The sequence below is a fragment of the Bradyrhizobium sp. BR2003 genome, assembly GCF_009720285.1.
Taxonomy (GTDB): Bacteria; Pseudomonadota; Alphaproteobacteria; order Rhizobiales; family Xanthobacteraceae; genus Bradyrhizobium; species Bradyrhizobium elkanii.
In genome coordinates this window covers 292,240-313,786 of the sequence record NZ_SMYJ01000030.1, presented here as the reverse complement: position 1 = coordinate 313,786, position 21,547 = coordinate 292,240, and the positions used below count along the sequence as shown (strand labels likewise).

Here is a 21,547-nt window from a genome sequence, read left to right as displayed (position 1 = left end):
GCGAGATGAGGTCGGTTTGCACGCACCCTCGGATGAGGCGCGCGCGCCGCGCGGTGATTCGGTCCGATCGTCTCGGTGTTGCGAGGTGCGGCATTCCGCGCAGGCAAAATGGCGGGGTTCCCGCTCATGCAGACCTTAACGCATTCCCACAGCCTGCGATGGAACCCGCTCACAATGCGGTGACAAGATAAAAGATGCTGCTAAATCAGAGTGATAGCGTTCTGTGACATTGAGCCGCCGAAAAACGCATTGCGTCGCAGCAAGCAGATTTTATTTTCATCGCAGCAACACGAGCGGTGTCGCCGTGACACCGCTGTTCGTTTGTTCAAACCTTTCAGGGGCGATTATCTCAATGTCTGGACTTCGCGCGCAATCGGCATGCATTGCTCTGATGCTGGCCGTGACGGCGCCACTGCTTGCTAGCTGCGACGAGCCGAACACCGCAACCGCCGCCGTGCAAGCACCCGAGCCGGACGTCAGTGTCGTCACCGTGAAACCGCAGGCGCGCGCGATGGTGCGCGAGCTGCCGGGCCGCATCGCGCCGACCCGTGTTTCCGAGGTACGCCCGCGCGTCTCGGGCATCGTCGTCAACCGCATGTTCCATCAGGGCAGCGAGGTGAAGGTCGGCGATCCCTTGTACCAGATCGATCCGCGCCCGTTCGAAGTCGAATTGCAGTCGACCGAGGCGGCGCTGGCGCGCGCCAAGGCCGTGCTCGAACAGGCCGCGTTGCAGGCCCGCCGTATCGCCACCTTGACCAGCCAGCGCGCGGCGCCGGAAGCCGAGAACGAAAAGGCGATCGCGACGCTGAAGCAGGCCGAAGCCGACGTGCAGGGCCGCGAGGCCGAAGTCGCGCGCGCCAAGCTCAATCTGGATTACGCCACGATCCGCGCGCCGATCGACGGCACCATCGGTGCGGCGCTGGTCAGCGAGGGCGCGCTCGTGGTGCAGAACGACGCCGCGAGCCTTGCGACCATCCAGCAGCTCGATCCGATCTACGCCGACTTCCAGCAGTCGGTGACCGAGATGAACCAGCTCCGCCGCGCCTTCGAGAGCGGCGACCTCGACCGCATCGCGCCCGACGCGATGAAGGTGCGCCTCGTGCTCGACGACGGCTCGATCTACCCGCTGCCGGGCAAGCTGCTGTTCTCCGACGCCAAGGTCGACGCCTATACCGGGCAGGTAACGTTGCGCGGCGAGTTCCCGAACCCGCATCGCATCCTGCTGCCGGGCATGTATGTGCGCGTGCTGATCGAGCAGGGCATCGACAGCGATGCGATTGCCGTGCCGCAGCAGGCGATCCAGCGCAATGGCGGCGGCGGCAGCGAGGTGTTCGTCGTCAAGGCCGACAATCACGTCGCGGTGCAGCCGGTGCGCACCGGCTCGCTGCAGGGTGGTTCCTGGTTCGTGACCGACGGCCTGAAGGCCGGCGACAAGGTCGTCGTCGAGGGGTTCCAGAAATTCGCCGCCGGCGACAAGGTCCGGCCGCAAGCCTGGCGTGAGATCGACGCTGCTGCAGCAACGACGGATTCGCAGCAGACCGCGCACGCAGTGCGGTGATCCGACATGCCTAGCTTCTTCATCGACAGGCCGATCTTCGCCTGGGTCGTCGCGCTGTTCATCTGTCTGATCGGTGCGATCTCGATTCCGCTGCTCGCGGTCGCGCAATATCCGATCATCGCGCCGCCCTCGATCTCGATCTCGACCAGCTATCCCGGCGCGTCGCCGGAGAACCTCTACAACAGCGTGACGCGGCTGATCGAGGAGGAGCTCAACGGCGCCGCCAACATCCTGAACTTCGAATCGACCTCCGACTCGCTCGGCCAAGTCGAGATCATCGCCAACTTCAAGCCGGGCACCGACACCAGCCAGGCTTCGGTCGAGGTGCAGAACCGCCTCAAGCGCGTCGAGGCTCGGCTGCCGCGCGCCGTGATCCAGCAGGGCATCCTGGTCGAGGAAGCCTCGTCCGCCGTGCTGCAGATCATCACACTGAACTCGACCGACGGCTCGCTGGATGAAGTGGGCCTCGGCGACTTCATGATCCGCAACGTGCTGGGCGAAGTGCGCCGCATCCCCGGCGTCGGCCGCGCCACGCTGTACTCGACCGAGCGGTCCTTGCGGATCTGGATCGATCCGGCCAAGCTGGTCGGCTACGGCCTCCGCCGACGACGTCAACAAGGCGATCACGGCGCAGAATGCCCAGGTCGCCTCCGGCAGCATCGGCGCCGAGCCGAGCACCGATACCCAGAAGATTTCCGCGCAGGTGCTGGTGAAGGGCCAGCTGTCCTCGCCCGATGAGTTCGGCGCCATCATCCTGCGCGCCAACAATGACGGTTCGACGGTCCGCCTGCGCGACGTCGCGCGGATCGAGGTCGGCGGCCTCAGCTATCAGTTCAACACGCGCCTGGACGGCAAGCCGACCGCCGGCCTCTCGGTGCTGCTGTCGCCGAAGGGCAATGCGCTGGCGACCGCGAGCGCGGTCGAAGCCAAGATGAAGGAGTTGTCGCGCTTCTTCCCGGCCAATATCTCCTACGAAATTCCCTACAACATCACGCCGGTGGTCGAGGCTTCGATCAAGAAGGTTTTGACGACGCTGGTCGAGGCCGTGGTGCTGGTGTTCGTCGTGATGTTCCTGTTTCTGCAGAACATCCGCTACACCATCATCCCGACCATCGTTGTTCCGGTGGCGCTGCTCGGCGCCTGCGCCACGCTGATGATCGCCGGCTTCTCGATCAACATGCTGACCATGTTCGGCATGGTGCTGGCGGTCGGCATCCTCGTCGACGACGCCATCGTCGTGGTCGAGAACGTCGAACGCATCATGGCGGAGGAAGGCCTGCCGCCGAAGGAAGCCACCAAGAAGGCGATGTCGCAGATCACCGGCGCCATCATCGGCATCACGCTGGTGCTGATGGCGGTGTTCGTGCCGATGGCGTTCTTCCCCGGCTCGGTCGGCATCATCTACCGGCAGTTCTCGGTCACCATGGTGGCGGCGATCGCGTTCTCGGCGCTGCTCGCGCTGTCGCTGACGCCGGCGCTGTGCGCGACGCTGCTCAAGCCGGTCAAAAAGGGCCACGGCCATGTCAGCAAGGGCGTGTTCGGCTGGTTCAACCGCGTGCTCGACACCAGCCGCGCCGGCTATACCCGCACCGTGCAGGGCTCGCTGAAGCGCACCGGCCGCCTGATGCTGATCTACCTCGTGCTGTTCCTCGGCGTCGCCTACGGCTTCGTGCGGCTGCCCGGCGGCTTTCTGCCGGTCGACGACCAGGGCTTCATCACGACCGACGTGCAGACGCCGTCGGAGTCGTCCTATGCCCGGACCGAAGCTGCGGTCGAGCAGGTCGAGAAGTACCTGAAGGACCGCGCCGGTATCGAGAATGTCACGTTCCTCACCGGCTTCAGCTTCCTCGGCCAGGGCATGAACACCGCGCAGGCCTTCATCACGCTGAAGGACTGGTCGGAGCGCGGCCCGAAGGATTCCGCCGCCGCCATCGTCGCCGACATCAACCGCGATTTGTCGTCGATCCGCGACGCCAGGATCTCGGCGTTGCAGCCGCCGCCGATCGACAACCTCGGCAACTCCTCGGGCTTCTCGTTCCGCCTGCAGGACCGCGGCCAGAAGGGTTATTCGGCGCTGATCGCAGCAAGCGACCGCCTGATCGCGGAGGCCAATGCCAGCCCGATCCTGCAGAAGGTCTATGTCGAAGGCCTGCCGCCGGCGCCGCAGGTCAATCTGATGATCGACCGCGAGAAGGCGGGCGCGTTCGGCGTCACCTTCGAGGACATCAACAACACGATCTCGACCAATCTCGGCTCGAACTACATCAACGACTTCCCGAACCGCGGGCGCATGCAGCGCGTCATCGTGCAGGCCGACAAGACCAGCCGCATGAACGCGGACGACATCCTCAACTACAACGTCAAGAACAGCCGCGGCCAGCTGGTGCCGTTCTCGGCCTTCGCCACCATCGAGTGGACGAAGGGGCCGACGCAGATCGCGGGCTTCAACTACTATCCGGCGGTGCGCATCTCCGGCGAGGCGCGGCCCGGCTTCACCTCGGGCGATGCGATCGCAGAAATGGAGAGGCTCGCCGACAAGCTGCCGCGCGGCTTCGGCTATGAATGGACCGGCCAGTCGCTGCAGGAGAAGCTGTCGGGCTCGCAGGCGCCGTTCCTGCTCGCGCTGTCGGTGCTGGTGGTGTTCCTGCTGCTCGCGGCGCTCTATGAGAGCTGGACCATTCCGCTCGCGGTGCTGCTCACCATTCCGCTCGGCATTCTCGGCGCGGTGGTGGCGGCGACGATGCGCGGGCTCTCCAACGACGTCTATTTCACCGTCGGCCTGATCACCATCATCGGTCTTGCCGCCAAGGACGCGATCCTGATCATCGAGTTCGCCAAGGATCTGCGCGCGCAGGGCAAGCCGCTGGTCGAGGCGACCATCGAGGCGTGCAGCCTCAGATTCCGCCCGATCCTGATGACCGGTCTGGCCTTCGTCTGCGGCGTGCTGCCGATGGCGATCGCGACCGGCGCCGGCGGCGCCAGCCAGCAGGCGCTCGGCACGTCGGTGATGGGCGGCATGATCGCCGTCGTGATCCTCGCGCTGCTGCTGGTGCCGGTGTTCTTCGTCAGCGTGCAGCGCGTGCTGGCCGGCGACCGCGAGACGGCGTCGGGGCAGGGCGAGGTGTATGGCCCGCCCGCGCCGGCGAGGATCGGTCACTGATATCAGGGACCGGCGCCGGTCAGATCAGCGGCTTGCTTTCGCAAGCCGACCAATCCAGATTGCAGCTCTGGATTGAACGGGGAGCGTTTGGGCAACCCGGGGATTGAGGGCATGCGATGCGGCCGAGCGATATTGCGATCTCGAATTATCGCTCGATCCGGCGGCTCTTCATGCCTGCATCCATCGCTGCTGGCGCCATTGGCGCGGCTGATTGCCAAGGCGTCGCGCCGCGCCGGCATCTGGATCGTCACCCATTCGGAACATCTGATGGAGGCGCTGCGAAGCGAGAGCTCGGTCCCGCTGCGCCGGGTGATCAAGGCGAAGGGCGCCACGACCATCGAGGGCCTGTCCCTCGGCGGTGAATTTCGTGACGGGGAAGACGACGAGGACAACGACGATTAGATCGCGCCGTCGCCCTACTGCCCGAGCGGCTTCAGGATCCTGATCAGCTCGCCGTGCACGAACTCGTTGCCGCAGACGACGTGGCCGGTCTGCAGCGGATCGTCATTGCCCTGGATGCCGGAGACGGTGCCGCCGGCCTCGCGGACCATCAGCAGGCCGGCCGCGACGTCCCAGGCCTGCAGATTGCGCTCCCAATAGCCGTCGAGGCGGCCGGCGGCGACGAAGGCGAGGTCGAGCGAGGCGGCGCCGAAGCGGCGGAAGCCCGCGACCTTGCTCTGCAGCGCGGCCATCTCCTGCAGCGCCAGCTGGTGATTGCCACGGCCGATATGCGGCAGGCCGCAGGCTACCACGCATTCGTTGAGCTGGCGGCGGCCGGCGACGCGCAGGCGCTGGTCGTTGAGGAACGCGCCCTTGCCGCGCTCGGCGATATAGAGCTCGTCATTGGCGGGATTGTAGATCACGCCGGCGATCACGGTGTCCTCGCGCTTCAGCCCGATCGAGATCGCGAATTGCGGGATGCCGTGCAGGAAGTTGGTGGTGCCGTCCAAGGGATCGACGATCCAGGTGTGGCTCTTGTCGCTGCCTTCGCGCTTGCCGCCTTCCTCGCCGAGGAACCCGTAGCCGGGCCGGGCCTTCTCGAGGTCGGTGTAAAGCATCTCCTCGGCGCGCTTGTCGGCGAGCGAGACGAAGTTCGCCGGCCCCTTCAGCGACACCTGGAGATGTTCGATCTCGCCGAGGTCGCGCTTGAGGCTGCGGCCGGCGCGGCGCGCGGCCTTGACCATGACATTGATGAGAGCGGAATAGAGCATGATGGAAGTTGGTGGCTTTCGAGCGTTGGAAATCGATCGGGCAGCGTGGGCAAGACCCTGCCCGTCATCCTGAGGAGCGCGGAACGCGCGTCTCGAAGGATCGGCAGCCCGCTCCGGGGCCGTGCATCCTTCGAGGCTCGCTCCGCTCGCACCTCAGGATGACGGGAAACGGCCTGTGGCGCCCTGGGTTTCGGACTGGGTGCCCTCTGGAAGTGGCGCCGTCAAGGCGTCATTTGACGTTGTTTCCGATCCATTTTCGCGCGGCTGCCTCGCCCTTGGCGCGGTCTTCCGGGCTCATATCGGCGAGGATGTCGTCGAGATCGGGGTCGCCCTTGCCGGCGGTCTTGGCGACCGTGTGCCATTTCAGCGCCTCGACCTTGTCCACCGGGGCGCCGGCGCCGGTCGCCAGCACATGGGCGAGGCGATTTTGCGCGATCGCGCTGTTCTGCCGGGCCGCCTTGCGCAGCAGCGCCACCGCCGCCGGCACGTTCCGCGGCGTGCCCGAGCCGTTGTAGAGCGCGATGGCATATTCGACCTCGGCATCGACATTGTCGGCCAGCGAGGCGGCCTGCAGCAGCCGCGCCGCCTTCTCGAGGTCCTTCGGCACGCCGGTGCCTTCCTTGTAGAAGGTCGCGAGCGCGTATTGCGCCTCGGGGCTGCCGGCGTCGGCGGCCATGCGCAACAGCTCGGCGGAGCGGCGGAGGTCCTGCGGCAGGGTCTGGCCGTCGAGATAGAGCAGCGCGAGATTATAGGCCGCCTTGGGCTCGCCGAGCTTGGCCGACGACGCCAGCAGCTTGACCGCGGCATCCTTGTCGACCGTGCCGCCGCGGCCTGCGATCTTCATCATGGCGAGCGCGAACATCGCCTCGCGGTCGCCGGCATCGGAGGCGCGCTTGTACCACTCGTCGGCCTTGACGTAGTCGCGCTTGACGCCGAGCCCATTGGCATAGAGCTCGCCCAGCATGGTCATGGCCTTGGCGTCGTTGTTGTTCTGCGCGCGCGCGGTCGCGAGGTCGAACGCAGTCTTGTACATGCCGCGCTGATAGGCGCCGTAGACGAGGTCGACATTGGGATCGTCGACGGCCTGGGTCGGGGGCGGGGTCGGCGAGGGCGTTGGAGATGCGGCAGGCTTCGGAGTCGCGGAGGCGGCGGGCTTGGGCGTCGGCTTCTTCGCGACCGGTGAATGCACCTTCGGCTTCGCAGCCTCCTTCTTCGCAGGCGGCGGCGTCTGTGCCGGCGGCGTGATCGAGAGCTGCGCCATCGCGCCGCTCGCCAGCATCGTGCAGCCGAGCGCAATACCTATCGGACGCAGGCATTTCATTCCGGCGTCATCCCTCGGCCTTTCCGTCGGCCTTGGCCTTGCCGAATGTGCCGGCATGCGCCCGCGCAATCGCGTCGTCGATCTCGACAAGCGCCGCCTTGGCGCCGCGCGGATCGGACCAGATGAAGTCTCCGACCAGCACGAAATCCGCGCCGGCCGCCGCGAACGCCTCGGCCTCCTCGCGCGAGGTTGCAAAGCCGACGCAGGGCGGCTCGAACAATTCGTCCCACCATTCCAGCCGCTCGGCGATGGCCTCGCGCGAGGGCCGCTGTCCGTTGGCGTCGGGCTCGCCGAACAGCACATAGTCGGCACCGGCTTCGCCCGCGGCCATGGAATCGTGGCGGGTCGCGAGCCCGCCGACGCCGACAATGCGGTCGGGTTTCAGCGACGGCACCGCCTCTTGCATCGCGGCGATGCCGGTCAGATGCGCGCCGTCGGCGCCGGCGCGCGCCACGATATCGGGATGGCCGTCGATCAGCAGGGCCGCGCCGGCGTCCTGGATCGCAGGCGCCAGCGCCTTGATGGTGGAGATCATGCTGCGCGGATCGCTGTCGCGCAGCCGCACCAGCACGGCGGCGACATCGGCCGCGGCAAGCAGCTCGGTGAGCTCGGTCGCAAGCCGCGCGGGCTCATCGACCGGCGGCGTTGCCAGATAGAGGCGCGGCGCCGGCCGCGGCGGAACGGGCTTGGTCGCCAATTATGCCGCCTGTTTCTCGAGGCCGGCTTCCCAATTGCCGGTGCTCGCGAGTCCGTTCATCCGGGCGCGATGCGAGAAGGCGCGCTGACCCGCGGGGACGTTGTCGGGCTTGCCGGACCACGCCTTCTGCGGCGCCGCCTGCAGCGCGCGGCCATAGGAGAAGGTCAGTTTCCAGGGCAAATTGCCGATCTTGTTCATGGCGTCGAGATGCGCGGTCGCTTCCTCGTCGCTCTGTCCGCCGGAGAGGAAGGCGATGCCGGGCACCGCGGCCGGCACGCAGCTCTTGAGCAGGCGGACGGTCTTCTCGGCGACTTCCTGCACCGGCGCCTGCTTCGGGCACTTCTTGCCCGAGATCGCCATGTTGGGCTTCAGGATCATGCCTTCGAGCGCGACGCGCTGCACCCGCAATTCCTGGAAGGTTCGGTTCAGCACGCGCTGCGTCACCTCATAGCAGCGGTCGATGTCGTGATCGCCGTCCATCAGCACCTCAGGTTCGACGATCGGCACGATCTGCGCGGCCTGGCACAACGCGGCGTAGCGCGCCAGCGCATGCGCGTTGACGCGGACCGCGGTCTGGGTCGGGATTCGCGGCCCGATATCGATCACCGCGCGCCATTTCGCAAAGCGCGCACCGCGCTCGTAATATTTCTTCAGCCGCTCGGCGAGCTTGTCGAGGCCGACGGTGACGAGTTCGCCCGGGCAGTTCGGCAAAGGCTGCGTGCCCTCGTCGACCTTGATGCCGGGGATCGCGCCGGCCTGCTCGATCAGCTTGATCAGCGGCGTGCCGTCCCTGGCGTTCTGCCAGATCGTCTCGTCGTAAAGGATGACGCCGGAGATGTACTTGCTCATCGCCTCCTGCGAGCGGAACAGCATCTCGCGATAGTCGCGGCGATTGTCCTCGGTCGAATCGACCTTGATGGCGTCGAACCGCTTCTTGATCGTGCCGGAGGATTCGTCGGCGGCGAGGATGCCCTTGCCCGGGGTGACCATGGCAAGCGCGATTTTGTTGAGGTCGGAGAGGTTCATCGGGGCGTCCTCCAGAGCCATTGCCTTTGCAAACCAAAATAGGCGGTTCTCGGGCAAATGCCTAGAAAACGTTCGTCGCGGCCGGTGTTTGGACGTTCCACCTCTCCCATCGGGAGAGGTCGCGCCGAAGGCGCGGGTGAGGGGGTGCGCCCTATCGAGGAGCTGAACCCCTCACCCGGATCGCTGACGCGATCCGACCTCTCCCCGACGATGGGGAGAGGTGATCGCAGTCCGCGGTGAGTGAAGAGCGCTCAGGCGACCTTGGGGTCGAGCTGGCCCGCGGCGTAGCGCTTGGCCATTTCCGCCGTGGTCAGCACCTTCTTGATCTTGCTGGCCTGGCCCGCGGTGTTGAACTCCTGCAGGCGCTGCTTGCACAGCTTGGTCATCGCCTCCATTGCGGGCTTCAGGTATTTGCGCGGATCGAACTCTTCCGGATTGTCCTTCAGCACCTTGCGGATCTGGCCGGTCATCGCCATCCGGTTGTCGGTGTCGATGTTGATCTTGCGCACGCCGTTCTTGATGCCGCGCTGGATCTCGGCGACCGGCACGCCCCAGGTCGGCTTCATCTTGCCGCCATTGGCGTTGATGATCTCCTGCAGCTCCTGCGGCACCGACGAGGAGCCGTGCATGACGAGATGCGTGTTCGGCAGCTTGCGATGGATTTCCTCGATCACGTTCATGGCGAGGATGTCGCCGTCGGGCTTGCGGGTGAACTTGTAGGCGCCGTGCGAGGTGCCCATCGCGATCGCCAGCGCGTCGACCTTGGTCTCCTGGACGAACTTCACGGCTTCGTCCGGATTGGTCAGCAGCTGGTCGTGCGACAGCTTGCCCTCGGCGCCATGGCCGTCTTCCTTGTCGCCCATGCCGGTCTCGAGCGAGCCGAGCACGCCGAGCTCGCCTTCCACCGAGATGCCGCCGAGATGGGCCATGCCGGTCACGGTCTTGGTGACGCCGACATTGTAGTCCCAGTCGCCGGGGGTCTTGCCGTCGGCCTTCAGCGAGCCGTCCATCATGACCGAAGTGAAGCCGGCCTGGATCGCGGTCATGCAGGTGGCGGGTTCGTTGCCGTGGTCGAGATGCACGCAGACCGGGATCTGCGGGTAGATCTCGGTGACGGCGTCCATCATGTGCTTGAGCATGACGTCGTTGGCGTAGGACCGCGCGCCGCGCGAGGCCTGGATGATGACGGGCGCATCGACCTCCGAGGCTGCCGCCATGATCGACAGCGCCTGTTCCATGTTGTTGATGTTGAAGGCAGGTACGCCGTAATCATGCTCGGCCGCGTGGTCGAGCAGTTGCCGCAACGTTATGCGAGCCATTCCATTTCTCCCTGTGGTGCAAGTTCGCGGATTTGAAGCGCGATGAGCTCATTTTCATCGCCCTTTTGCTCTTTGTTTGAGCATGATCTTTTCGGAAAACCGCTTCACACTTTTCCGGATCATGCTCTGGATCAACGGTTTTTCAGAACTTCGACGCCCGGCAGCGGCTTGCCTTCCATCCATTCAAGAAACGCGCCGCCCGCGGTCGAGACGTAGGAAAAATCACCGCCCACGCCCGCCTGGTTCAGCGCCGCGACGGTGTCGCCGCCGCCGGCGACCGAGATCAGCTTCCTGGCCTTGGTGCGTTCGGCGGCATGCTTGGCCGACACCATGGTGCCGCGGTCGAACGGCGTCAGCTCGAACGCGCCGAGCGGGCCGTTCCAGACCAGCGTCGCCGCGTCGTCGATCGCGGCATGGATGCGCGCGATCGATTGCGGACCGACGTCGAGGATCATGCCGTCGGCCGGGATCGCATCGAGGCCATAGGCATGCGACGGCGCGTTGGCGGCAAACTGGTTGGCGACGACAGCGTCAACGGGGAGGATGATCGCGCAGTTGGCGGCGTTGGCCTTCTCCATGATCCGCAGCGCGGTCGGGGCAAGATCCTTTTCGGCGAGCGACTTGCCGACGGCGACGCCTTGCGCGTGCAGGAAGGTGTTGGCCATGCCGCCGCCGATCACCAGCGCGTCGACCTTGTTCACGAGGTTTTCCAAGAGGTCGATCTTGGTCGAGACCTTGGCGCCGCCGATGATCGCGATCACCGGCTTGGTCGGCGCTTCCAGCGCCTTGCCGAGCGCGTCGAGCTCGGCCTGCATGGTGCGGCCGGCATAGGCCGGAAGCTTGTGGCCGAGGCCTTCGGTCGAGGCGTGGGCGCGATGCGCGGCGGAGAAGGCGTCGTTGACCCAGATGTCGCCGAGCTTGGCGAGCTCTGCGACGAAGCCGGCGTCGTTCTTCTCTTCCTCCTTATGGAAACGCGTGTTTTCCAGGCAGAGGATGTCGCCGTCCTTGAGGGCCGCGACGGCGGCGGCCGCGGCATCGCCGATGCAATCCTCGGCGAAGGCCACCGGGCGCTTGATCACCTTCGACAGCGCGTCGGCGACCGGCTTCAGCGATTCCTTGGGATCGCGGCCCTTGGGGCGGCCGAAATGGGCGAGCAGGATCACCTTGCCGCCCTTGTCGGAAATTTCGGTGATGGTGGGGGCAACGCGCTCGAGCCGCGTGGCATCGGTGACGCGGCCGCCTTCCATGGGGACGTTGAGGTCGACGCGCAGCAGCACGCGCTTGCCCTTCACGTTGACGTCGTCGAGGGTACGGAACGATTTTGTCATGAGCGTTTCCTGTGCGGCCGGACACTACCGTCCGACGGACGGCGTCGCTTTCGCTTGCCGATGTCGCGGCCGTTGAGGTCGCGAACGCGGGGGGCAAACACGCAGATGCCCGGCGCTTGGCCGGGCATCACGAACAGTCGAACTTAAACCAGCTTGCCGATCGCGACGGCGGTGTCCGCCATACGGTTCGAGAAGCCCCACTCATTGTCGTACCAGGACATCACGCGCACGAAGTTGCCGTTCTGCACCTTGGTCTGGTCCATGTGGAAGGTCGACGAGTGCGGATCGTGGTTGAAGTCGATCGAGACGTTCGGCGCGTTGGTGTAGCCGAGGATGCCCTTGAGCTGCTGCTCGGACGCACGCTTCATCGCCTCGTTGATCTCCTTGGCGTCGGTTGCGCGCTTGGCGACGATCTTGAGGTCGATCACGGAAACGTTCGGGGTCGGAACGCGGACCGAGACGCCGTCGAGCTTGCCCTTCAGCTCGGGCAGCACGAGGCCGATCGCCTTCGCGGCACCGGTCGAGGTCGGGATCATCGACATCGCCGCGGCGCGGCCGCGATAGAGATCCTTGTGCAGGGTGTCGAGCGTCGGCTGGTCGCCGGTATAGGCGTGGATCGTGGTCATGAAGCCGGTCTCGATGCCGACAGTGTCGTTCAGGACCTTGGCGACCGGCGCGAGGCAGTTGGTGGTGCAGGAGCCGTTCGAGACCACCAGGTGATCCTTGGTCAGCGTGTCGTGGTTGACGCCGTAGACGATGGTGGCGTCAGCGCCATCGGCGGGCGCCGAGACCAGCACGCGCTTGGCGCCGGCGGCGAGATGGGCCGAGGCCTTGTCCTTCGCGGTGAAGATGCCGGTGCATTCCAGCGCGACGTCGACGCCGAGCGCCTTCCACGGCAGCTTGGAGGGATCGCGCTCGGCCGAAACCTTGATCTTGTTGTCGCCGAGGCTGATCGTATCGCCGTCGACGGTGACGGTGCCGGGGAAGCGGCCATGCACGGAATCGAAGCGCAGCAGGTGCGCGTTGGTCTCGACCGGGCCGAGGTCGTTGATGCCGACCACCTCGATATCCTTGCGGCCGGACTCGGCGATGGCGCGCAGAATGTTGCGGCCGATGCGTCCAAACCCGTTGATCGCGACGCGGATTGCCATGCTCGTCTCCTCTAATGCTGTTGTCAGCCCCGCGGGAGGGGCTCCCACGAGGTTTTTACGGCGGAACGCCCGGTTCGGCCGGGCGCATACGGAAAAGATGGAGCTTAGGTAATCCTTTTTTGCGACAAGCTCAACCTTGGCCCGCGGGTGTCAGGCCAGCGTCAGACGCGCTTCGTGGCAGCGTTAACGACGGCTTCAGCAGTAATGCCGAAATGCCGGAAAAGGTCCTTCGCCGGGGCGCTGGCGCCAAATCCGTGCATGCCGATGAATTCGCCGTCATGGCCGATCACGGCATCCCAGCCCCAGCGCACCGCGGCCTCGATCGCGATCTTGACCGGAGCGTTGCCGATAATGGCATTTTGCCGCTCGGCGGGCTGTGCCAGCAGCAATTCCAGCGACGGGACCGAGACCACCCGTGTCGCGATGCCGCGTCCGGCGAGCTGCTTCTGCGCCTCAACCGCGATCTGGACCTCGGAACCCGACGCGAACAATGACACTTTTGCGTCACCCTGCGCTGCGACCAGCTCATAGGCGCCGTGGCTGCACGGGTTGTCGTTCGGCGCCGTGGTGCGGAGCTGCGGCAGGTTCTGGCGGGTCAGCGCCAGCACTGTCGGTCCGTCGACGCGGTTGAGCGCCAGTTCCCAGCACTCGGCGGTCTCGACTGCGTCGCAGGGACGGAACACGCGCATGTTGGGCATCGCGCGCAGCGCGGACAGATGCTCGACCGGCTGGTGCGTCGGGCCGTCCTCGCCGAGGCCGATCGAGTCATGCGTCATGACATAGACGACGCCGGTGCCCATCAGCGCCGACAGCCGCATCGCGCCGCGCGCGTAGTCGGTGAACACCAGGAAGGTGGCGCCGTTCGGCGCGAAGCCGCCGTGCAGGAAGATGCCGTTGAGGCACGCGGCCATGCCGTGCTCGCGGACGCCGTAATGGATGAAGCGGCCCTTCGGCGTCTTGGCGCCGAACGCCGTCGCCGACTTCGCCTTGTTGTTGTTGGAGCCGGTGAGGTCGGCCGAGCCGGCCACGAACTCCATCGGCATCGCAGCCGCAATCACCTCGATCGCAGCTTCCGAGGATTTGCGGGTCGCGACGTTGAGCGGATTTTCCAGCAGCCCCTTCTTGAAGGCGCGCAGCCCCTTGGCGAGCGACTGCGGCCGCTCGTGACGAATGCGGCGTTCGAACTCGGCGCGCTTGCGGCTGCCGAGCTGCGCGAATTGCTCGTCCCACGCCTTGTGCTCGGCGGCGCCGCGGGCGCCTGCCTCGCGCCAGGCCTTCAGCACATCGTCAGGCACCGAGAACGGCTCGAGCGAGATGCCGAGCTTCTCCTTGGCCGCCTTGAGCTCGTCGGCGCCGAGCGCCTCGCCATGCGCCTTGGCAGTGCCGGCCTTGTGCGGCGCGCCGTACCCGATCGTGGTCTTGCAGGCGATCATCGAGGGCTTGTTGGATTTCTGCGCGCGGGTGATCGCAGCGGCAATCGCCTGCGGATCGTGGCCGTCGATCAATTCGGCGGCCCAGCCTGCGGACTTGAAGCGCTTCACCTGATCGACGGAATCGGAGATCGAGGTCGGGCCGTCGATCGAGATGCCATTGTCGTCGTACAGCACGATCATCTTGTTGAGCCGCCAGACACCGGCGAGCGCGATCGCTTCCTGCGAGATGCCCTCCATCAGGTCGCCGTCGGAGGCGAGCACATAGGTGTGGTGGTTGACGATCTTCTTGCCGAACTCGGCGGCCAGCATCTTCTCGGCGACCGCCATGCCGACCGCGGTCGCAATGCCCTGGCCGAGCGGACCGGTGGTGGTCTCGATGCCCTTGGTGTGGAAGTTCTCGGGGTGGCCCGGCGTCAGAGATCCGAGCTGGCGGAAATGCTTGAGCTGGTCGAGCGTCATGTCCTTGTTGCCGGTGAGGTACAGCAACGAATAGAGCAGCATCGAGCCGTGGCCGGCCGAGAGCACGAAGCGGTCGCGATCGGGCCACGCCGTGTCGGCCGCATCGAATTTCAGGAATTTTGTGAACAGGACGGTCGCGATGTCGGCGGCGCCCATCGGCAGGCCGGGATGGCCGGAATTCGCCTTCTCGACGGCGTCCATGGCAAGGCCACGGATCGCATTGGCCATACGGGTGTGATCGACCTGCGTCATGATGAAAAGTCCGCCTAAAATGAGGAGCTGATTGCTGGACGGATCGGGGCGGGCAGCCGCGATACGCGCGTGGATGGCCTTACGGGTTGGGGGTGGATTAGCACCTCAATTCCGCAAGTCCAAGGCGATGAAACGCCTCAAAACGGGGAAAAGTTGCCCGAAATCGCCCTATTTCATTCAACGGTGCATAGTTCTGCGCCGCCGTTGCGCTGGGCTCGCTTGCCACGTAAATTTCGTCCCGTAAACGCTTGCCGAACCGCCAGTTTTGCCGTGCGGCAGGCTTGTCTGCAGCAGGCTACCAAGCCAACCGAAAGGTCCACGCCGCGTGTCATGAGTGATCGTCTCGCCAACGGGTCTGGCAATACCGAGGCACCGCTTGCCGATATCGATGCTGCGACAAAGCGGCTGATGGCAGCGCTTGATGCGCTGGAGAGTTCGGTGGAGCGGCGCCGCGAGGCCGACCGCGACGAGAACGAATTGGCGAGCCGGATCCAGGCACTCGGCGCCGATCGCTCGCGGCTTGCCGACGAGCTCGACGGATCGCTGGTGAAGACGCGCAAGCTCGAACGTGCCAATCGCGAGATCGCGGAAAAACTCGACGCGGCAATCGGCAGCATTCGCGCCGTGCTCGACGGCGGAGACAGCAGATGAGCCACATCAACGTCACCATCAATGGCCGGCAATACCGGATGGCCTGCGAGGAGGGCCAGGAGGTGCGGCTGCTGAAGCTCGCGGAAAATCTCCAGCAGCGCGTGGAATCGCTGCGCGGCAAGTTCGGCGAGATCGGCGATGCGCGGCTGACGGTGATGGCGGCGCTCACCGCCTGCGACGAACTGGTCGACGCCAGCGCTCGCATCCGCAGCCTCGAGGAAGAGGTCGAGCAGCTGCGCAATGCGCGCGTTGCCGCGATCGACCGCGCCCGCGCGACCCAGACCGCGGTCTCCAACGCGCTCAACGCCGCCGCCGAGCGAATCGAGCGCACCACGCAGGTGCTCAACCGCACCATCGGCGGCGGCATCGCGATCGGGTGATTTTTCTTCACCCTCCCCCTCCAGGGGAGGGTGACTGCGTCTTCCTTACCGCTGGCGGATTGCGGCAACGATGGCTAGATTAGCCCCCGCGAAGCTGCGTCGTGCGTCAGGAGCCATATATCCCCGGGGCCTTATCGATCCTTTAGGGAACTGTCCCTGGCCGGGTCCGTGGACCCGGACATATGGTGCCCACCTACTTTCGTAGGGAACTCCGGGATCGAGCGCTCCAACGGCCTCTGCGGCTTCGCACTGATTTTTGCTGTTGCCTTGTCGTCGCGCTGCGGCGGTTGAATTATCTAGCAGTGTTGTGCCCCGCGATACGGGGCGTCCAGCGCGCCGCGGCCTGGCCTTAACGAAAGCTAGCGTCTCTGGAATGATGGATCGTCCGTTGTCGCGGACGACGACAGCGGAAGATGGATCATGCACGCATCTCCATCGAAGGCCGAGCTCCGGGCACTTGCTCTCGCCAAGCGCGATGCGCTGAGCGACGAGCAGCGCGCGACGGCTGCCGAAGCGCTCGCCAAGCGCGGCGCGCCGTTCGAGATCGCGCAGGGCATGATCGTCTCGGGCTATGCGCCGATCCGCAGCGAGCTCGATCCGGCGCCGTTGATGAAGAAGCTTGCCGACAAGGGCGCGCGGCTCGCGCTGCCCTGCATCAATGCGCGCGGCCAGTCGTTGACCTTCCGCAGCTGGTCGCCGCAGGACCGGCTGATGCTCGGGCCGCTCGGCATTCCCGAGCCGTCGCCGGCCGCCGCCGAGGTGCATCCGGACGTGATGCTGGTGCCGCTCGCGGCATTCGACAAGCTCGGTCACCGCATCGGCTACGGCGCCGGCTATTACGACTATACCTTCGCGCATCTGCGCAAGGCCAAGCATGTGATCGGGGTCGGACTTGCCTTTGCTGCACAGGAAACCAAGGCGATTCCGGCGCTGTCGCACGACGTCCCGCTCGATTTTGTGCTAACGGAGCGCAAGACGTTCGATTTCCGGAGTAGCTAGCCTTGCGAATTCTCTTCGTTGGTGACGTCGTCGGCAGGACCGGCCGCACCGCCATCGCCGACCACCTTCCCGGCATGATCAGGGACTGGTCGCTCGATCTCGTGGTCGTCAATGGCGAAAATTCCGCCGGCGGCTTCGGCATCACCGAGGCGATCTATCAGGAGCTGCTCGATGCCGGCGCCGATGCGATCACGCTCGGCAACCACGCCTGGAATCAGAAGGAGGCGCTGGTCTTCATCGAGCGCGCGCCGCGCCTGATCCGCCCGTTGAATTTCCCGCGCCATTCGCCCGGCCGCGGCGCCACGCTGGTCGATACCAAGAGCGGCAAGCGCGCGCTGGTCATCAATGCGATCGGCCGCGTCTTCATGGAGCCATCCTCGAACGATCCGTTCAGCGCCATCGAGCGCGAGCTCGAGGCCTGCCCGCTGCGCCAAGGCTGTGACGCCATCGTGGTCGATTTCCACGCCGAGGCGACCAGCGAGAAGCAGGGCATCGGCTTCTTCTGCGACGGCCGCGTCAGCCTCGTGGTCGGTACCCATACCCATGTGCCGACATCAGATCATCAGGTGCTGCCCGGCGGCACCGCCTATATGAGCGATGCCGGCATGACCGGCGACTATGACTCGGTGATCGGCATGCAGAAGGAGGAGCCACTGCAGCGCTTCCTCACCGGCATTCCCTCCGGCCGGTTCGAGCCGGCGGGCGGTGTGGCCACGCTGAGCGGCGTCGCGGTCGAGACCGACGACGCGACCGGGCTCGCGGTGAAGGTCGCGCCGGTGCGCGCCGGCGGGCGGCTCGAGCCCGCGGTGCCGGGATTCTGGACGTAGTGAAGTTACCGTAGCCCCCCGGATGCAGCGAAGCGCAATCCGGGACCGGTCTTTGAGATTGCGAGATTCCCCGATTGCGCTTCGCTTCATCCGGGCTACAAGTCATTTCGGAATAATAGAAGAATACTTCTGAGTTGCCCGACGTGTCAAGTGCAGTGTCGAGCGCCGGCAGCCGGCCTCCTTTGCATGGGGTTGTTTTCCATATTTTGGCAGTGCGGCCCCCGTCCCGGCCAAGGGGCTGGCCTAGCCCTGCCGAAAACCCATCCGGAATGCGCCCCAGTGGCGGCCGTTCACCACGATCGGCGACGACAGGTCCTTCATCAGCACGAAATTGCCGCCGCCCATGTCGCGGCGATAGGTCTGCAGCAGGAACGGCTTCGTGTTGGCCGCGACCTTGCTCACCGCGCGGTCGTTGAACAGGCGGCGGTTGCGGCAATTGGCGTTGTTCCAGACCGGGTCCGGTCCCTGCGGCTGCCGGTAGTTCGGATTGTGGGTCGGCAGATAGCCGCTGCGCGCCCAGGCGACGCAGAACACGATGCGCGGGTCGCTCTTCTGGATCGGATCCTGGATCGCGGGCAGCACCCGGTCGGTAAACGCGACGTAGTCGGTCAGATACTGCTTCGGATTGGTGCCGGCGATCTCGCGATAATTCTCGTCCATCAATTGCGCGAGCGTGATCTCGCCGCGCGCGACGGCATTCTCGAACAGCTCTGAAATCTGCCTTGCGGTGTCGATCACGACGCGGATCAGCGGCGTGTCACTGGTCTCGACGCCGCTGTCGGCGATGGTCACGATCAGGCTCTCGGAGAGCTCGAGCAGTTTTGCGACGCGGCTGTCGGCGTGCTTGAGGTCGCGCGAGGAGAGATCGACGCCCTTGGCCAGCTCGTTCAGCTCCGCGATCACGCTGTCGCAATGGCCGAGATTGGAGGTCGCGGCGCGCGCCACGCTGCCGATCTCGGCGCCGACGGATGAGAAGCCTTCCTGCACGCGCATGATGATGCCCGAAATCTGCTGCGCGCCTTCGCCGGCGCTCTTGGCGCGCAACGAGGCATCGCTGCTCTCGCCGATCAGGCTGCCGATCTGGCCGTCGAGATCGCGCACGGTGTCGGAAATCTGATGCGTCGCCTGGCGGGTCGCTTCCGCAAGGTTCTTCACTTCGCTCGCGACCACGGCAAAGCCGCGGCCGGCGGTGCCGGCGCGCGCCGCCTCGATGGTGGCATTGAGCGCCAGCAGATTGGTCTGCTTGGCGATCGCCTCGATCGACCCGGAGACCTTGGCGACCTGGCTCAGCGCGGAGCCGACCGCGGCGAGCCGCGCCTCGATCCGTCCGACCGCTGCGACGAGCTCGGCAATATGGCTGACCGCCGTCTCGACCACATGGCGGGACTCCGCGATCTGGCCGACCGCGGCGGATGCAGTCGTTTGCACCGCCTGCGATGCGTTGGCGATGTCGTGATTGGCGGCGACCATGGTCTCGGCCGTCGTCTGCAGATGATGGAAGCGCTCGGACTGGGTGCTGACGCGGTTCGCGACCTCCTGGACGTTGCCGGCGATGTCGGCGAGTTCCACCCCGAGGCCGCCGATGCGGTCGGCGAGCTGGTCCACCAGCCGCTCGGCCAGCGTTCGGTCCGATGGCGTATCCAGAACTGCAAGCTGCGCGGCCGACATATCAGCACTTCCTCTGTCACAGCGGCCCGCTGGCCCGCCAATGCATTTCCATTCAAAACTAGAGCGTGATTCGCGCTGCCGGTCTTGCCTGAGCGCGCACTGTGTAGTCCGGATGCAGCGCAGCGAAATCCGGGGGCTCCCGCCCGTGGAAACACGTGCCCCGGATTACGCTTCGCTCCATCCGGGCTACGAAGCGTTTAAAGCTTGTAGGCGGTGCGGAACCCGCCCCAATGCCGGCCGCGCACGCGGATCGGTACGTCGATCTCGCGCATCATCACCGTGTTGCCGCCTCCCATGTCGCGCGCATAGGTCTGGATCAGATAGGCGCGCTGGTTGCGGCCGGCGGCGAGACCCGCGGCGTCGTTGAAGATGCGGCGGTTGCGGCTGTTGGCGGTGTTGTATGCCACGTCGCCCGGCCGCTGCGGCTGCGAGTAGAGCTTGTTATGGACCGGCAGATAGCCGTTCTGGTCGATCATCACGCAGAACGCCATTCGCCTGTCCCTGGCGAGGAACGCCTCCTGGAACGCCGGCAGCGTGCGCTCCGCCCAGTCCAGCATTTTGGTGCGGTACTGCACCGGGTTGGTGCCTGCGATCTCGACATAGTCGGTGTCGAACATGTCGGCGATCGTGATCGCGCCGCTCGCCAGCCCGTTCTCGAACATCTTGCTCAGCGTGCCGCCGGCTTCGATCGCGCGGGTCACGAGCTCGGCGTTCTCCTCGTGGATCGCCCACATCCGGTCTTCGATTTTTTCGCGCAGCTGGGCGGTTGCCGCCTCGAAGCGGGCCTGGCTGCCCGCCTTGGAGCGCTCGCCGATCCGGATCCGGCACGCGCCGATCTCCTGCAATGTCGCGTTCAGAGTCTCCTGCGTCGGCAGCTTCTCGGCATCGGGTCCGCCGATCAGGATGCCGTCCATCGCGATCTCGTAGACCGGCGCCGTGACGATGCCGCGCGCGGTCGTGATCTCGATCTTGAGGCTGCAGGGCAAGCGCTCGTTCTTGCGCGGATCGCCGCGCTCGTCCTGGCGCAGCAGCACCGCGCAACGCGCTTTCAGCTTCTGGGCGAAGGCGGTCACCGCCTTGCCGGCCTTGGCGACATTGTCGCCATGCGCGGCGGCTTCGCGCGTTGCCGAATCGATCTCGCCGGCGCTGGTGCCGACCGAGACGATGAAGTTCGAGGCGGAAGCGGCGTTCTGGCCCATCTCGCCGGTGATTTCATTCTGCTCGGCGACCGCGCCGTTGACGTTCTCGAACACCGGGCGGATCTTTTCGATCGCCTGCGAGATGCGGTGCACCGCGTCCGCGGATCCGGTGGCGTCCTTCTGCAACGCCTCGATCTTGCGGGTGATCTCCTCGGTCGCGCTCTGGGTCTGCACCGCCAGCGCCTTGACCTCGGTTGCGACCACCGCAAAGCCCTTGCCGGCGGCTCCGGCGCGCGCCGCCTCGATCGTCGAGTTCAACGCCAGCAGCGTGGTCTGCCGCGCGATCTGCGCGATCAGATTGACGACGTTGCCGATTGCGGCTGAAGACTCGCGCAGGCGATCGACATTGGCGGTGGCCTCGCGCGCCGCGCCCGCGGCGTCGTCGGCGAGCTGGCTCGCGCTGCGCACCTGCGCCCCGATGCCCTCGGCGGAGTGGGTGAAGCGGTCGGCGGCTTGCGAGAACGTCGTCGCGGTGCTCTGCGCATCGCTGCTGCGGCCGGTCAGCGCGTCGGTGCGGGCGCGGATGGTCGCGAGCTTGGCTGCCGTCGCCTCGGCGCCGTCGGCGACCGAACTCGCGGCGCGTTCGAGCTGGCGGATCATCGCGCCGAGCTCGAGTTCCAGCAATTCCAGGATCTCCTTGGACGAATCCTTGGCCGAATCAGCCTCGGTCGAGACCTCAGCGGCGGCGGCCGCGGTTGGAACCTGCGGCGCGACGGCCGGCGCAGCCGGCTCCGGCACGTGCTTTCGAAACAGACCGAACGCCATGTGGGCTCTTTGGGGCTCTGGAAAGTTGCGGCGGGACGGGCGATCCTCGCACCCGGGCATGAAGTCATGGTTAACAAGTGCCTCATATTCCGGCTTGCGGTAGTATTCCTCCGCTGGAGGGCCCCGCCGATCCTTTGATTTTG

At 65.8% G+C, this 21,547-nt stretch carries 15 protein-coding genes, 1 other RNA gene and 2 pseudogenes; 8 read left to right on the top strand and 10 right to left on the bottom strand.

Annotated features, from left to right (window positions below):
• The first annotated feature begins 352 nt into the window (after positions 1-352).
• From E2I15_RS25860 to E2I15_RS25850, 3 genes and pseudogenes are all read left to right on the top strand, one after another.
• A complete protein-coding gene (locus E2I15_RS25860) occupies positions 353-1,558 on the top strand; it encodes an efflux RND transporter periplasmic adaptor subunit (protein ID WP_137476847.1) in 1,206 nt (401 codons plus the stop codon).
• Between the two features lie 6 nt (positions 1,559-1,564).
• Positions 1,565-4,718 (top strand): annotated as a pseudogene (locus tag E2I15_RS25855) (multidrug efflux RND transporter permease subunit).
• A 171-nt stretch (positions 4,719-4,889) separates the two neighbouring features.
• Positions 4,890-5,120 (top strand): annotated as a pseudogene (locus E2I15_RS25850) (AAA family ATPase); the annotation flags it as partial.
• 14 nt (positions 5,121-5,134) lie between these two features.
• Here E2I15_RS25850 and E2I15_RS25845 read toward each other — a convergent pair.
• From E2I15_RS25845 to tkt, 8 genes are all read right to left on the bottom strand, one after another.
• Positions 5,135-5,929, bottom strand: coding sequence for an inositol monophosphatase family protein (locus E2I15_RS25845; RefSeq protein WP_137476848.1), 795 nt, complete (start codon positions 5,927-5,929; stop codon positions 5,135-5,137).
• A gap of 229 nt (positions 5,930-6,158) precedes the next feature.
• Complete coding sequence (locus E2I15_RS25840; protein ID WP_170991402.1) at positions 6,159-7,250, bottom strand: tetratricopeptide repeat protein; 1,092 nt, start codon at positions 7,248-7,250, stop codon at positions 6,159-6,161.
• A gap of 7 nt (positions 7,251-7,257) precedes the next feature.
• Positions 7,258-7,947, bottom strand: a complete 690-nt coding sequence (locus tag E2I15_RS25835) for a thiamine phosphate synthase (RefSeq protein ID WP_137476849.1) — start codon at positions 7,945-7,947, stop codon at positions 7,258-7,260.
• The gene (locus E2I15_RS25830; protein WP_137476850.1) at positions 7,948-8,973 is read right to left on the bottom strand and encodes a class I fructose-bisphosphate aldolase; all 1,026 of its coding nucleotides are present in this window, start codon (positions 8,971-8,973) and stop codon (positions 7,948-7,950) included. It abuts the gene before it with no gap.
• 251 nt (positions 8,974-9,224) lie between these two features.
• Positions 9,225-10,292, bottom strand: a complete 1,068-nt coding sequence (fba, locus tag E2I15_RS25825) for a class II fructose-bisphosphate aldolase (protein WP_137476851.1) — start codon at positions 10,290-10,292, stop codon at positions 9,225-9,227.
• Between the two features lie 131 nt (positions 10,293-10,423).
• Positions 10,424-11,620, bottom strand: a complete 1,197-nt coding sequence (locus E2I15_RS25820) for a phosphoglycerate kinase (protein WP_137476852.1) — start codon at positions 11,618-11,620, stop codon at positions 10,424-10,426.
• A gap of 143 nt (positions 11,621-11,763) precedes the next feature.
• The gene (gene gap / locus E2I15_RS25815; protein ID WP_137476853.1) at positions 11,764-12,771 is read right to left on the bottom strand and encodes a type I glyceraldehyde-3-phosphate dehydrogenase; all 1,008 of its coding nucleotides are present in this window, start codon (positions 12,769-12,771) and stop codon (positions 11,764-11,766) included.
• Between the two features lie 161 nt (positions 12,772-12,932).
• Positions 12,933-14,915 (bottom strand): transketolase, encoded by a 1,983-nt coding sequence (gene tkt / locus E2I15_RS25810; RefSeq protein WP_137476854.1) that lies wholly within the window; start codon positions 14,913-14,915, stop codon positions 12,933-12,935.
• Positions 14,916-15,245: 330 nt separating this feature from the next.
• Between tkt and E2I15_RS25805 the strand changes: the two genes are divergently transcribed.
• The 5 genes from E2I15_RS25805 (at position 15,246) to E2I15_RS25785 (ending at position 17,772) form a co-directional block, all read left to right on the top strand.
• Positions 15,246-15,566, top strand: a complete 321-nt coding sequence (locus E2I15_RS25805) for a DUF4164 domain-containing protein (protein WP_018269681.1) — start codon at positions 15,246-15,248, stop codon at positions 15,564-15,566.
• Positions 15,563-15,946: a cell division protein ZapA gene (locus tag E2I15_RS25800; RefSeq protein ID WP_028332812.1), complete on the top strand. Its 384-nt coding sequence runs from the start codon at positions 15,563-15,565 to the stop codon at positions 15,944-15,946. The genes E2I15_RS25805 and E2I15_RS25800 overlap by 4 nt, the downstream gene beginning before the upstream one ends.
• A gap of 88 nt (positions 15,947-16,034) precedes the next feature.
• Positions 16,035-16,195, top strand: a non-coding RNA gene (gene ssrS, locus E2I15_RS25795) — 6S RNA.
• 171 nt (positions 16,196-16,366) lie between these two features.
• Positions 16,367-16,945 carry a 5-formyltetrahydrofolate cyclo-ligase gene (locus E2I15_RS25790; RefSeq protein ID WP_137476855.1) on the top strand — a complete coding sequence of 193 codons (579 nt, stop codon included), beginning with the start codon at positions 16,367-16,369 and terminating at the stop codon, positions 16,943-16,945.
• A gap of 2 nt (positions 16,946-16,947) precedes the next feature.
• The gene (locus tag E2I15_RS25785; protein WP_137476856.1) at positions 16,948-17,772 is read left to right on the top strand and encodes a TIGR00282 family metallophosphoesterase; all 825 of its coding nucleotides are present in this window, start codon (positions 16,948-16,950) and stop codon (positions 17,770-17,772) included.
• A gap of 243 nt (positions 17,773-18,015) precedes the next feature.
• On the opposite strand, the gene E2I15_RS25780 is transcribed toward E2I15_RS25785, so the two are convergent.
• A complete protein-coding gene (locus E2I15_RS25780) occupies positions 18,016-19,440 on the bottom strand; it encodes a methyl-accepting chemotaxis protein (protein ID WP_137476857.1) in 1,425 nt (474 codons plus the stop codon).
• A 197-nt stretch (positions 19,441-19,637) separates the two neighbouring features.
• A complete protein-coding gene (locus E2I15_RS25775) occupies positions 19,638-21,404 on the bottom strand; it encodes a methyl-accepting chemotaxis protein (protein WP_137476858.1) in 1,767 nt (588 codons plus the stop codon).
• Positions 21,405-21,547 lie beyond the last annotated feature (143 nt).

Bases quoted from the DNA above. Each gene is read 5' to 3' on its own strand.
- tkt (WP_137476854.1), bottom strand. From the start codon at position 14,915: ATGACGCAGGTCGATCACACCCGTATGGCCAATGCGATCCGTGGCCTT.
- fba (WP_137476851.1), bottom strand. From the start codon at position 10,292: ATGGCTCGCATAACGTTGCGGCAACTGCTCGACCACGCGGCCGAGCAT.
- E2I15_RS25840 (WP_170991402.1), bottom strand. From the start codon at position 7,250: ATGAAATGCCTGCGTCCGATAGGTATTGCGCTCGGCTGCACGATGCTG.
- gap (WP_137476853.1), bottom strand. From the start codon at position 12,771: ATGGCAATCCGCGTCGCGATCAACGGGTTTGGACGCATCGGCCGCAAC.
- E2I15_RS25790 (WP_137476855.1), top strand. From the start codon at position 16,367: ATGCACGCATCTCCATCGAAGGCCGAGCTCCGGGCACTTGCTCTCGCC.
- E2I15_RS25845 (WP_137476848.1), bottom strand. From the start codon at position 5,929: ATGCTCTATTCCGCTCTCATCAATGTCATGGTCAAGGCCGCGCGCCGC.
- E2I15_RS25780 (WP_137476857.1), bottom strand. From the start codon at position 19,440: ATGTCGGCCGCGCAGCTTGCAGTTCTGGATACGCCATCGGACCGAACG.
- E2I15_RS25805 (WP_018269681.1), top strand. From the start codon at position 15,246: ATGAGTGATCGTCTCGCCAACGGGTCTGGCAATACCGAGGCACCGCTT.
- E2I15_RS25775 (WP_137476858.1), bottom strand. From the start codon at position 21,404: ATGGCGTTCGGTCTGTTTCGAAAGCACGTGCCGGAGCCGGCTGCGCCG.
- E2I15_RS25860 (WP_137476847.1), top strand. From the start codon at position 353: ATGTCTGGACTTCGCGCGCAATCGGCATGCATTGCTCTGATGCTGGCC.
- E2I15_RS25830 (WP_137476850.1), bottom strand. From the start codon at position 8,973: ATGAACCTCTCCGACCTCAACAAAATCGCGCTTGCCATGGTCACCCCG.
- E2I15_RS25820 (WP_137476852.1), bottom strand. From the start codon at position 11,620: ATGACAAAATCGTTCCGTACCCTCGACGACGTCAACGTGAAGGGCAAG.
- E2I15_RS25800 (WP_028332812.1), top strand. From the start codon at position 15,563: ATGAGCCACATCAACGTCACCATCAATGGCCGGCAATACCGGATGGCC.